Origin of the sequence: Halomonas citrativorans, from assembly GCF_900163645.1 — a bacterium.
Taxonomy (GTDB): domain Bacteria; phylum Pseudomonadota; class Gammaproteobacteria; order Pseudomonadales; family Halomonadaceae; genus Vreelandella; species Vreelandella citrativorans.
The window spans coordinates 178,959-190,597 of sequence record NZ_FUKM01000033.1 but is presented as its reverse complement, the minus strand read 5'-3'; the positions used below and the strand labels follow the sequence as shown (position 1 = coordinate 190,597).

Genomic DNA, 11,639 nt, shown 5'->3' with positions numbered 1-11,639 from the left:
CTTTATCACGCTGTCTCAAACGGTGAATGTTTAAAACCCCAGCAAGCGCTTACGCACGGGGCGAGCAGCCACCAGAGCCAGCACTGCCAGCGCCAACCACTCCAGCCAAACAGGCAGTAGTTCCTGAACCTCGCTTGCCTGATCGACCACGTTCCAGCCCGTCATTCCCAGCACGCCATCTACTGTCCAACCTACGAGCACAGTAACGACAAGCACGCTGGCGAGATAAACCGCCAACGCGGCATTGCCCAGTTCGCGACGCAATATCGCTAACGTCGCCAAGCTGGTGATCGGCCCTGCCAGCAGGAAAACCAGCGCCATACCCGGTGAAATCCCCGCTAACAGCAGCCCAGCGGCAACCGGCGTGGCCGCTGCCGCACAAATGTAGAGTGGGATGCCCACCACGGCCATCAGCGCAAGCGCCAGCAGCCCACCAGAGTAATGGGCCAGCGTATCAGGCGGCACCAGCGTTACCAGTACGCCCGCCAGTAACAGCCCGGCAAACACCCATGCGCTGATATCATCCAACAGATCACTAAACGCATAACGCAGCCCGGCCTTCAAACCGCTGGGTTCGTCGGCTTTCGCGGTGGGCGTATGACAGCCGGAGGAAGCGCAGCAGCCGCCAGGCGTGGCAGGGGCGGGAGTGGCAGGTTCACGCGTTAACCCGACCAGCAGCCCGGTGACAATGGCCGTTACTAATGCACCGATGACGCGCACGACGGCCATCAGCGGGCCAAGCAGTACGCTGGTCAGTAGAATGGAATCAACGCCCACCCCCGGCGTGCTGATTAAAAAAGACGTCGTGGGCCCACGCCCCGCACCACCACGATGCAAAGCAATAGCGGTAGGAATCGCGCCACACGAACACAGTGGCAAGGGCATACCTATGACCGCCGCCCGAACAATACTGCCCAAGCCACGCCCTCCCATCCAGCGCTGCAGCACGTGTTCCGGCAGCCATGCTTTAATTAGCCCAGCAATTACCAACCCCAACAGCAGCCACGGGGCCGCCGTTAACGCAATTTGCAATAGCTCTATAACCAGCGTCATGTCATCACCTGCTTGTCCACAGTGGGAATAGGGGCTAGCCTAAACCCTGTAATCGTTACAGGGTCAAGCCGATGAAAAACACGTATCGCATTGGTGAAGTGGCTACCCGTACAGGCTGCTCACCGGAAAGCATTCGTCATTATGAAAAGCTCGGGTTACTGCCACCCGCCAAACGCAGCGAGCAAGGCTACCGGCATTACGATCAAGCAGCGCTTGCGCGTATCGGCTTTATTCGTCACGGCCGCAGCCTCGGTCTTGATCTACATAGCATTCAAGAATTATTGGCACTTTCAGACCACCCGGACACCGACTGCGGCGCGGCTGACGACATCGCCACTCGGCACCTTCAGCATCTGGAAGCGCGCATTGCCAAGTTGCAAGCGCTCGCTGCTGAGCTACGCCAGGTAGTACAGCAATGCCGGGGTGGCAAAACCGCCGACTGCCAGATCATCCAAACGCTATACGACCACACGCTTGCCTGCAGCGAACACGGCTGTGGATAAATAGAGGCGACGATGCGTAGAAGCGTGGCGAGGCGCCCCTCTTCCTCAAGTAGCTATCGACTACAATGGTGTTAGCGCATCGTAAAAAGGGCTTTTAAATGATCGAATCACGCGAAGAGCTAGAAGCCATCAGAAAAACATGCCACTCAATGGTGACCAGAAGCTCCAGCCTTTCTGCTGGCACAGCGATCATCCCCATTCCCGGCGTGGATATCGGGTCAGACGTTGCCATATTGCTAAGACTCATTCCCAAAATAAACGATAAATTCGGCCTAACGCCCGAGCAAATCGAAGACCTGGATACCGAATCAAAAGTGATGGTGATGACCGCTATTTCCAATGTCGGCAGCAAGATGGCCGGGAAGTACATCACCAAAAAACTGGTGGTATCGCTGCTTCAAAAAATGGGCGTCAAATTAGCAGCCACCGGTGTGGCTAAATATGTACCCTTTGTCGGCAGCGCCGTGGCGGGTGGCATCAGTTTTACGGCGATGAAGTATATGGGCAATAGCCATATTGAGGATTGCTATAAAATTGCGCTGGCTGCGCTGGAGAATAACCAAACAAACTTAGGGCCAGCACCGGGTCCAGTAGAACCCGAGTAAAGCATAGTAGTGGGAGGTACTGGCTTGTTTCGCTTTGCATCATTGTATCTTCGGCAGAGCCTGTCAGGCTAGCAGCACGAACAATAAGAGTTCTCATGAGCATTTACATATAGGAACCGTTCTTATATGATCCCTCGTTATTGACTGACAATACTAACGAGCAAGCGCCTGTAGGCGCGATGCAAGGGATTATATGAAAACGTCTTTGCTCCATGCCTTAAACACGGCACTTCCCTCCACCTCTATGCCCAGCCAGCTATTCACTAAAAGCTCGCCATCCTTTCGAGAAGTCACCTTTACCGCCATTTTGTCTACGTCGCTGCTGGCTTCAACGGGTGTTGTGGCGCAAACCACTGACGCCGCTAGCCCAGAAGCGCTGGAAACAGTGACGGTCACGGGCGAAAACCTTTATGACAACGTTGGCTATACGCGCCGCACCACCAGCGCGGGTACCGGTTTAACACTAAGCCAAAAAGAGCTGCCACAAGCCATCAGCATCGTCACTGAACAACGAATGCAGGACCAAAACCTGAATACCGTCGAGGCGGTATTAAGTAACATCACGGGTATTTCAACGCGTAATGTCGATAGTGATCGTGTCGGCTTTTCCTCCCGAGGTTTTCGTATTAACAGCTTTCAGTACGACGGTATCCCTACGCTAAACACGGATAACCGTTGGTATTTTGGCGAAGGTCGGCTCAATACGGCTATTTACGACCGCGTTGAAGTAATACGTGGCGCCAACGGGCTAGTCAGTGGCTCGGGCAACCCAGGCGCTTCTGTTAACTTTGTGCGCAAGCATGCTGAGAACCGGGAATTTACTGGCTCCGTTTCTGGTACGCTGGGCAGTTGGGACAAGCGCGGTACCACCGTCGACATAACGACACCACTAACCGCTTCCGGCGATGTGCGGGCGCGTTTTATCGGTGGTTATGAGGAAGGAGGTGCCCATCTTGACCGTCAGGATAAGCGAAGCACGTTCGGCTACGGCGTTATTGATGCAGACGTAACCGACGCCACCACGCTTTCGTTGGGCTTTGATTACCAGGACAGCCACACCTCTTCACCCACGTGGGGCGGTTTACCGCTGTGGTTCAGCGACGGCACGCCAACCAATTACTCACGCTCGTTCAGCGTGGCGCCGGATTGGTCCTACTACGACTTCAAATCTGAAAAAGTCTTCGCGGAAATCAACCATCGGTTTGCTAATGACTGGCAGGCTCGTGTAGTGGGCACCCACGAAAAAACCGATATGGATGGCAAGCTGGCGTATCCCTACGTGGAAGGAATGCTGCCAAACCAGATGGATGGCAGTGGTGTCGGCTTCTATACCGGATGGAACAAGGGGCATCGGAAAGTTAACTCTGTAGATGCCCAGGTCAGCGGGCCCTTCGAGCTACTGGGACGCGAACACGAACTGGTCGTAGGCGGTAGCTACAGCGACCAGAAGAACGACTACGAAAACAGCTTCATTGATGGTCTCTTCACGGTTGATGACTTCAACAACTGGGGTGGCTCGGCACCTAACGAGGGCTGGTCCGAATTCACCCCTTCTGAAGCATCAAGCACTCGTCAGAAAGCCGTCTATACCGCTTCACGCTTCTCACTTGCTGATCCGCTAACGCTGATTCTCGGCGCACGCTATACCGAATGGGATGGAATGACGCTATTCCGCAGCCTGGATAGCCAGAGCAAGCACGAAGTAACACCTTACGGTGGACTCGTATACGATCTCAACGATACCTACTCAGCCTTTGCCAGCTACACCGAGATTTTCGAGCCACAAAACTACCGCGATGCTAGTGGCGCTTACCTGGACCCGGTGGTAGGCAAAAACTATGAGACCGGCCTCAAGGCGGCCTGGCTTAATGGCCTGGTTAACGGCTCTTTCTCAGTCTTCCGTATAGAGCAAGACAACGTTGCTATGGCAGACCCGGGGCTTCCTGGGCAAACCGAGACATACTACTCCGCCGCTAGCGGCGTGGTGAGTGAAGGCTTTGAAGTGGAACTAAGTGGTGCGGTCACTGATGATCTTGATATGACGATCGGCTACTCCCACTTCACCGCGAAAGCCAAAGAAGGCACATTCAATACCAATCAGCCACGCTCGCTGTTCAATCTTTTTGCAAGCTATAACGTGCCACAAAAGCGTGAGCTAACGATTGGCGGCGGCGTTAACTGGCAGAGCAGCCTGTTGGCTAGCGACCTCACCACCCCCGCCGGTATACCTACCGAGTATGAGCAAGGCAGCTATATGCTTGCCAATCTTTTTGGCCGCTATCAGTTCAATCAAGACCTATCACTTCAGGTCAACATCAAGAACCTGTTCGACGAAAAGTACTACAGCAATGTCGGTGGCTACGGCGTCTATGGCGAACCAGCCAGCATCTCCTCGACGCTGCGCTATTCGTTCTAATGCATAGGCGTTAGCGATGATGGCGTCGCCTTGATACCACCGCCTCCATTCGGCACTGCTCGAATGGAGGCGATTGCATAATTGAACCGGAGAGCATAATGACTTGGCTACGTAGCAGTAAAGCACTAGGCCTTGCGGCCGTTGCAACGTTTACTTTAGGGTCAACCCTCGCGGGTGCCCAAGAGTACCCGCTAGAAATCAAACACGCCCTTGGCACCACCATCCTTCAGGAAAAACCGGAACGAATCGCCACCGTGGCGTGGGCGAACCACGAGGTGCCGCTGGCGTTAGGCGTTGTACCGGTCGGCTTTGCTGCCGCTAATTTTGGCGATACCAACGGCAACGGCTTGCTGCCTTGGGTGGAAGCCAGGCTTGAAGAACTTGAAGTAACGCCCCCCGCCCTGTTTGATGAAGGTGATGGCATTGATTTTGAGGCCGTTGCGGCCAGTCAACCTGATGTAATCCTTGCGGCCTACTCAGGGCTTAGCCAAGCGGACTACACCACCTTGAGTCAAATTGCCCCGGTAGTCGGTTACTCCGAAGGCCCGTGGGCGACAGACTGGCGCGATATGATTCGTCTCAATAGCGCTGGCATGGGCATGGCCGACGAAGGCCAGGCACTGATTGAACGCCTTGAACGCCAAATTGCTGAAACTGCCCAGGCGCATGCCGAACTAGAGGGCAAAACAGCCATGTTCGTGACGCACCTCGACCCCACCAACCTGGGGCGCATCTCTTTCTACACCGATAACGATGCACGCGTGCGATTCTTCCATGACCTGGGGCTGGTCTCGCCAGAGATCGTTCAAGCCAACTCGGCACCGGGCACGTTTTCAGGCGAAATCAGCGCTGAGCTAATCGACCAACTGGCAGACGTGGATATTCTGGTCACCTACGGCGGACAAGCGCTGATTGAACAGCTCGAAGCCCATCCGTTGACCTCTCGGCTGCCAGTCGTTGAAAACGGCGCCATTGTGCTGCTCGACAATAGTCCGCTGGGTACTGCGGCCAATCCGACACCCATGTCGATTTCATGGTTATTAGACGATTATGCTGACCTGCTCTCAGAAGCCGCACGCCACGCAGAGTAGCGTTGTTACTGCGCCAACCGCTAGCGTTACCCGGCAGCGTAAAAAGCGAGGCACGCGCCTTGCTGGAGGCCTACTGCTGCTGGCGCTGCTTGCGTTGGCGCTAACGCTTTCTGTAGCGTTTGGCGCTCGCACGGTGGGTTGGCCAGAGATAGCGGCAGCGCTAAGCGGGCAGGTAGAAACCATTGGCGATGCCGCCGTGGCGAGTCGCTTGCCGCGTACTCTACTGGCAGTGCTTGCGGGCGCGGCACTCGCCGTATCGGGAGGCGTTATGCAAGGGCTTACCCGTAATCCGCTTGCCGACCCCGGCCTGTTAGGCGTTAACGCCGGTGCAGCACTGGCCATTGTAATAGGGATCGCGTGGTTTGGGATTGATGAAACCACGACCTACATCTGGACGGCTATTCTGGGTGCCGGGCTTGCCGCCGTGGCGGTTTACACTATTGCCAGCCTGGCACGCGGGGGCGCTACACCGCTCAGGTTGGCATTGGCCGGGGCCGCTACGACGGCGGCGTTAAGCTCGCTGGCGACGGCCGTTATACTGCCACGCGGCGATATTGCGGGGCTGGCGCAGTCCTGGCTGGTGGGCGGCATTGGCGGCGCGACGTACGACCAGATCATGCCCGTGCTGCCTTTTTTGCTCGCAGGCTTTGTGATCACGTTACTCGCCGCGCGCAAGCTCAACCTGCTGGCACTGGGCGACGATGCCGCTGCGGGCCTGGGCGAAAAAGTCGCCGTCGCCAGAGCCATGTCGGCGGTGGGCGCGGTACTGCTATGCGGCCCGATTACGGCTATCTGTGGCCCCATCGGCTTTGTCGGGCTGGTGGTACCACATGCCTGCCGCCTGCTTGTCGGCGGTGACTACCGCTGGCTATTGCCATTTTCCGCCTTGGGTGGCGCCGTACTGTTAACGTTTTCAGATGTGGTGGGGCGACTGGTAGCGCATCCTGCAGAGCTTGATGCAAGCATCGTTACCGCCTTTATCGGTGCACCCGTGTTTATCTGGATTGTACGCAACCGCAAAGTAGGTGCGCTATGAACCCGCCCTCTTATAACGCCACCCCTTCATCCCTCTCTCAACACCATGAACATCATCCTTATAGGCAGATGCGTCGGGCACACGCCAAGCGCCGGGGGCGGATACTTGCGGTATTGGCCGCCTGTTTACTGGCAGGCGTAGTGTTGACCTTGATGCTGGGGCAATCCTTTACGCCACTCACCACGGTGCTGCGCATTATGGGTGGCGCTGAGGTGCCCGGGGCAAGTTTTACCGTGCGAGAATTACGCTTACCAAGGGCCGTGGTTGCGGTGCTGGCAGGCGCCTGTTTTGGACTGGGCGGTGTCGCTTTTCAAACCCTACTGCGTAATCCGCTGGCAAGCCCCGACATTATCGGCATTAGCACCGGCGCGAGCACCGGCGCAGTGTTTGCCATTGTGGTGCTATCGCTCAGTGGCACGGCAGTTTCAATCATTGCGATTGCAGCTGGGCTAGGCGTGGCGCTGTTAATCTACGGGCTCTCCTGGCAGCAAGGCGTAACCGGCGCTCGATTAATTCTCATCGGCATTGGCCTGGCCGCGATGCTACAAAGCGTTACGGCGTACCTTTTAATGCGCGCGCCCAGTTGGTCGCTACAGGAAGCATTACGCTGGATGGCAGGTAGCCTTAACGGTGTCCAGCTTGAGCAGGCACTACCGCTGTTTATCGCCCTGCTACTGTTTGGCGGGCTGTTGTTAAGCCGCCACCGAGACCTGGAAACCCTGCGAATGGGCGACGATATCGCGGTGGGATTAGGCGTTCGTCTAGCCCTCACGCGAATTACTGTGGTGATTACCGCCGTGGCACTTGTCGCCTTTGCCACTGCGGTAACCGGCCCGATTGCGTTTGTGGCGTTTCTTTCCGGTCCCATTGCGGCACGTTTAGTGGGGCGCAACGACTCGCTATTGATCCCTTCTGCGCTGGTAGGCGCTCTGCTGGTGCTTTTGGCAGACTACGCGGGCCAGTTTCTGCTACCTGCCCGCTATCCGGTCGGCATTGTGACCGGCGTATTAGGCGCCCCCTATCTCGTTTACCTGATTACTCGCGACAATAAAAGCAGAGGCACCCTATGAGCGCTTCGTCGCTACTCACCCAACACCTGACCGCAGGCTACGGCGAACGGACCATTCTTAATGACGTCAGCCTAACCGTTCAAGCGGGGCAAACAACCGCTATTGTGGGCGCTAACGCCTGTGGAAAATCTACGCTGTTACGCGTGCTTTCACGGCTCCTGACACCGGAGCAAGGCAACGTGTGGCTGGATGGCAATGCCATTCACAAGCTCCCCGCCCGCCGCTTGGCGCAACAGCTGGGGTTTCTGCCTCAGTCGCCTATCGCGCCAGAAGGCATTACCGTGCTTGAGCTGGTGAGCCGCGGCCGCCACCCGCATCAAGGGCTTTTCCAACGCTGGAGCGCTGCCGATGAAGCCGCCGTAGCCGATGCTTTAAGCGCGACTCACATGGCCAACCTGGCCGACAGCGCCGTAGAAGAACTTTCCGGCGGGCAGCGCCAGCGGGCGTGGATCGCCATGGCTCTTGCTCAGCAAACCGATGTACTGCTGCTGGATGAACCCACTACCTTTCTGGACATCAACCACCAGATCGAAGTGCTCGACCTGCTCACCGACTTAAACCAAACGCGCGGCACCACCATTGTGATGGTGCTTCACGAGCTGAACCTGGCCGCCCGTTACGCCGACAAGCTAGTCGCCATGGCGAACGGCAATGTCTACGCCGTTGGCTCATCGGAAGACGTCTTTACCGAACAGATGGTACGCGATGTCTTTGGCCTGGAAAGCCGCGTCATCGACGACCCGGTAACGGGCAAGCCAATGATGATACCGCTGGGGCGGCATGGGGCGTGCAAGCGTAAGCATGCATCTACTGCCGATAGGGAGACACAGGCCTGAAGAAGACGTGGATGTGCTTGGCCTTCCCGTTCAACCTGGTGCTTAAGGCAACTACCAAGCAATCCCTGGTAGTTGCCTTGACGTCACCACTTTCTCGAACTCAATGCCTGCTCGGTTAAGTGGGGGAAAGAGGCTGCTCAATAGCCCGCCCAACCTGTAGCACTTTGGCGTCATCAAATGCCTTGCCCATAATCTGGACCCCCACGGGCAGCCCTTGATGATCCTTACCAAATGGCACCGTCAGCGCGGGTAGTCCGGTCACATTGGCGGGTGCGCATAAGCGCACATACGCTTCGGAGACACTCTCTTGGCTGCCGTCGTCCCAATCAAACGTATCCTGCTCCAAGCGTGCTGCTGTCTGAGGAACGGTGGGTGCCAGTAAAACATCGATGTCTGAAAACAGAGAACTCCAGCGCTTAGCGATGAGGCCTCGGGCACGCTGCGCCTTCAGATAATCGCCTGCTGGCAGCAGTTGTCCGGCTTCGAGCAAGCTGCGTACATCATCACCGTATAGCGATGCTGATTGGCGTATGTCCTTGGCGTGTACGGTTGCTGCTTCGGCCACCATCAGGCCCCACTGAGTCGGGATGAGGTAGTCAGCCAGTGGAATATCCACCTCCACCAGCACGGCGCCCTGTTGTTCCAGATGCGCTGTCGCACGCCTAACCGCCGCGGCGACTGGCTCCGCAACGTGGTCAAAATAATAGTTGCGCGGAATACCAACACGCAGCCCATGCACATTTGACTGTGCGTTGGTATCGAAAGAGGCAGGAGGAGTACGGCTAGCGGGGTCGCGCGCATCAAAGCCCATCACTGCCTGCAATAACAGGCCAACATCCTCTACCGTGCGTGCCATAGGGCCCGCATGATCGAGCGACCAGGCCAGGGGCATAGTGCCGTGGCGAGAAACCAAGCCATACGTTGGCTTGAACCCGACTAACCCGCAAAGTGCTGCGGGCACCCGAATCGAGCCACCGGTATCGGTTCCCATGGCTGCCCAGGCGCCGCCATAGGCAACCGCTGCTGCAGAGCCCCCACTGGAGCCCCCCGGCGTGCGCTGTGGATCAAGCGGATTGCGCGTTTGTGGTGTGGTCAGGCCGAAAGCGAACTCATGCAAATGGGTCTTGCCCAAGAGTATGGCGCCGCCACGCAGCAAGGCATCCGTTACCGCGCTGTTGGCCTCGGCCAGATGTCCGTCCCGAACACGGGAGCTGGCAGTGGTGGGTTGACCAGCAACATCGAACAGGTCTTTCAGCGCGATAGGAATGCCATGCAGCGGCCCACGGTAACGGCCATGTTGAATGTCTCGCTCGGCCTCAAGTGCCTGCTGACGGGCGGCGTCTTCCCATACAGATACAAAAGCGTTGATCTCTGGCTCTCGTGCACCAATACGCGCCAAGGCCGCATCCACCAATTCTACTGGTGACAGTTCGCGTGCCGCGATGGCGGCACTGGCTTGGGCCAGTGTCAGGTTTAATGGATTTAGCATGGTTGGTTCCCCTGGCTAGCATCAAAGGTAAATGAAGGAGTGCATGATTCATCGATAGGTAATTCGTCAAGCCGGGCAATGACCGTGTGTATGTGATGCAGGACACCCGCAATCAGTGGCGCACGTTCAGAGTTCAGGGGCAGCCCCAAGCTGGTAGCCAGAGCCAGGGTTTCCTCGGCGGACATAGGAGAAACAGTTTGAGCAGTCATGCTTGATTTCCTTTCTTCATTGAAGTGCGCGCTTGCACAAGCAGCAGGATAATGGCGAGTAAGGCCAGTGCAGTGATCACCGCACCATAGATATTGACCGCGGCCAGCAAGCCGGCCTTCTGCGCCAGGAAGCCGACAGCCATCGTGGGCACGCTATGGGCCAGATAACTTTCGATATAGAACACGCCCATCAGCGCGGCACGTTCATGGGGCTCAGCCAACGGCAGGACACTGCGTACAGCCCCGAGGAAGCTCGCGCCAAACCCAAACCCCGCAATAACCGACCCGACCAACAGCAAGACAGCGTTTCCCTGGTTAGCCCCGACCAAAATGACAACCAGCCCTGCGACCAAGGCAAGCTCGCCAGACAAGAGGGTTGTAAAAGCGCTCAGCTTGCGAGCCGCCAGAACCGCTATGGCGCCGGTGAGCGTTAGCGCTGCGACGACAAGACCACCCAGCCATGGCGTGTTCACATGCGTAACGTCAACGATCAGCGATGGCATAAGCGATAGATAAAAACCACCTAGCATCCACACTGCCACGTTTGCAGGAGTGACAGATAACAGCGTTTTTCGCGCTTGCAGCGGCACGGTAATGCGTGGTTTCAGGCTTGCCCATGCACCCGGGCGATATGTCACCGTCTCTGGTGCCAGCCAAATCAAGCCCAGCATCACCAGAAAAATAGCCAGCAGCAACGCATACACCATGTGCAGCGGATCAGGCGCCAACACGACCAACGAGGTACTGCCTAGCGCGCCGGCTGCCATACCAAGCAGTGGTGAGATGCTGTTAATCACAGCCCCCTTCTCCCGACTAACATCGAGTATCGCCGCGCCAACTGCTGCAGTAGCCATACCCGTGGCAAAGCCTTGCAGAGCGCGCGCACCAATCAGCCAACCCGGCCCGGCCGCACCCAAAAAAACCACCATAGCGATGATCTGTAGCGACAACGCCATGGCAATAACCGGACGTCGACCAATATGATCGGACAGCCTCCCCGTCACCAGCAGTGCCAAAAGCAAAGCCAGCGCGTAAGTGGCAAAAACCACCGTCAGCAGTGTTGCGCTAAAGCTCCACTGCTGCTGATAAAGTTGGTACAGCGGGGTAGGCGCACTCGATGCTGCTAAAAAGGCAATCATTATCGCTGTGTGCAGGAAAACGGTACGGGCGGGAGACAAACTCCAGCTAGAGGAACGGCGGACAGTATCAGAAACGTTGATGGACATGATCTCTCCCAAAAGGCAAAATATTAGCTTTAAAGAGCATAAACTCAACAAACCACTAACGCAAATATTTTGCCTTAGTGATTTATTGCACCGTACCGACGAAAC

Annotated in this window: 11 protein-coding genes; 7 read left to right on the top strand and 4 right to left on the bottom strand. The window is 56.8% G+C overall.

From position 1 onward, the window contains the following. Positions 1-30 precede the first annotated feature (30 nt). On the bottom strand, positions 31-1,053 hold the full coding sequence (locus CZ787_RS08460) for an SO_0444 family Cu/Zn efflux transporter (RefSeq protein ID WP_087108122.1): 1,023 nt from the start codon (positions 1,051-1,053) through the stop codon (positions 31-33). 71 nt (positions 1,054-1,124) lie between these two features. Between CZ787_RS08460 and CZ787_RS08455 the strand changes: the two genes are divergently transcribed. From CZ787_RS08455 to CZ787_RS08425, 7 genes are all read left to right on the top strand, one after another. Next, positions 1,125-1,556 (top strand): MerR family transcriptional regulator, encoded by a 432-nt coding sequence (locus tag CZ787_RS08455; protein ID WP_087108120.1) that lies wholly within the window; start codon positions 1,125-1,127, stop codon positions 1,554-1,556. Between the two features lie 98 nt (positions 1,557-1,654). Then, positions 1,655-2,161 (top strand): hypothetical protein, encoded by a 507-nt coding sequence (locus tag CZ787_RS08450; protein ID WP_087108118.1) that lies wholly within the window; start codon positions 1,655-1,657, stop codon positions 2,159-2,161. A gap of 193 nt (positions 2,162-2,354) precedes the next feature. Further along, positions 2,355-4,577 carry a ferric-rhodotorulic acid/ferric-coprogen receptor FhuE gene (fhuE, locus tag CZ787_RS08445; RefSeq protein WP_087108116.1) on the top strand — a complete coding sequence of 741 codons (2,223 nt, stop codon included), beginning with the start codon at positions 2,355-2,357 and terminating at the stop codon, positions 4,575-4,577. A gap of 98 nt (positions 4,578-4,675) precedes the next feature. Continuing rightward, the gene (locus tag CZ787_RS08440) at positions 4,676-5,668 is read left to right on the top strand and encodes an iron-siderophore ABC transporter substrate-binding protein (protein WP_087108114.1); all 993 of its coding nucleotides are present in this window, start codon (positions 4,676-4,678) and stop codon (positions 5,666-5,668) included. Further along, positions 5,628-6,704, top strand: coding sequence for a FecCD family ABC transporter permease (locus tag CZ787_RS08435; protein WP_087108112.1), 1,077 nt, complete (start codon positions 5,628-5,630; stop codon positions 6,702-6,704). The genes CZ787_RS08440 and CZ787_RS08435 overlap by 41 nt, the downstream gene beginning before the upstream one ends. Further along, a complete protein-coding gene (locus CZ787_RS08430) occupies positions 6,701-7,774 on the top strand; it encodes a FecCD family ABC transporter permease (RefSeq protein ID WP_087108110.1) in 1,074 nt (357 codons plus the stop codon). The genes CZ787_RS08435 and CZ787_RS08430 overlap by 4 nt, the downstream gene beginning before the upstream one ends. After that, entirely contained in the window at positions 7,771-8,610 is an 840-nt protein-coding gene (locus CZ787_RS08425) for an ABC transporter ATP-binding protein (RefSeq protein ID WP_087108108.1), read from the top strand. Before CZ787_RS08430 ends, CZ787_RS08425 begins: the two co-directional genes overlap by 4 nt. A 115-nt stretch (positions 8,611-8,725) precedes the next feature. Here the strand turns inward: CZ787_RS08425 and CZ787_RS08420 are convergent, their stop codons facing one another. The 3 genes from CZ787_RS08420 to CZ787_RS08410 are packed head-to-tail and all read right to left on the bottom strand — an operon-like array spanning position 8,726 to position 11,534. Next, the gene (locus CZ787_RS08420; protein ID WP_087108106.1) at positions 8,726-10,099 is read right to left on the bottom strand and encodes an amidase; all 1,374 of its coding nucleotides are present in this window, start codon (positions 10,097-10,099) and stop codon (positions 8,726-8,728) included. After that, on the bottom strand, positions 10,093-10,308 hold the full coding sequence (locus CZ787_RS08415) for a hypothetical protein (protein WP_087108104.1): 216 nt from the start codon (positions 10,306-10,308) through the stop codon (positions 10,093-10,095). Before CZ787_RS08415 ends, CZ787_RS08420 begins: the two co-directional genes overlap by 7 nt. Next, positions 10,305-11,534: an MFS transporter gene (locus CZ787_RS08410; protein ID WP_217883863.1), complete on the bottom strand. Its 1,230-nt coding sequence runs from the start codon at positions 11,532-11,534 to the stop codon at positions 10,305-10,307. Before CZ787_RS08410 ends, CZ787_RS08415 begins: the two co-directional genes overlap by 4 nt. Positions 11,535-11,639: the final 105 nt, after the last annotated feature.

Excerpts from the sequence above, each read along its gene's own strand:
- CZ787_RS08430 (WP_087108110.1), top strand. The coding sequence starts at position 6,701 with ATGAACCCGCCCTCTTATAACGCCACCCCTTCATCCCTCTCTCAACAC.
- fhuE (WP_087108116.1), top strand. The coding sequence starts at position 2,355 with ATGAAAACGTCTTTGCTCCATGCCTTAAACACGGCACTTCCCTCCACC.
- CZ787_RS08435 (WP_087108112.1), top strand. The coding sequence starts at position 5,628 with ATGCTGACCTGCTCTCAGAAGCCGCACGCCACGCAGAGTAGCGTTGTT.
- CZ787_RS08455 (WP_087108120.1), top strand. The coding sequence starts at position 1,125 with ATGAAAAACACGTATCGCATTGGTGAAGTGGCTACCCGTACAGGCTGC.
- CZ787_RS08415 (WP_087108104.1), bottom strand. The coding sequence starts at position 10,308 with ATGACTGCTCAAACTGTTTCTCCTATGTCCGCCGAGGAAACCCTGGCT.
- CZ787_RS08450 (WP_087108118.1), top strand. The coding sequence starts at position 1,655 with ATGATCGAATCACGCGAAGAGCTAGAAGCCATCAGAAAAACATGCCAC.
- CZ787_RS08420 (WP_087108106.1), bottom strand. The coding sequence starts at position 10,099 with ATGCTAAATCCATTAAACCTGACACTGGCCCAAGCCAGTGCCGCCATC.
- CZ787_RS08460 (WP_087108122.1), bottom strand. The coding sequence starts at position 1,053 with ATGACGCTGGTTATAGAGCTATTGCAAATTGCGTTAACGGCGGCCCCG.
- CZ787_RS08440 (WP_087108114.1), top strand. The coding sequence starts at position 4,676 with ATGACTTGGCTACGTAGCAGTAAAGCACTAGGCCTTGCGGCCGTTGCA.
- CZ787_RS08425 (WP_087108108.1), top strand. The coding sequence starts at position 7,771 with ATGAGCGCTTCGTCGCTACTCACCCAACACCTGACCGCAGGCTACGGC.
- CZ787_RS08410 (WP_217883863.1), bottom strand. The coding sequence starts at position 11,534 with ATGTCCATCAACGTTTCTGATACTGTCCGCCGTTCCTCTAGCTGGAGT.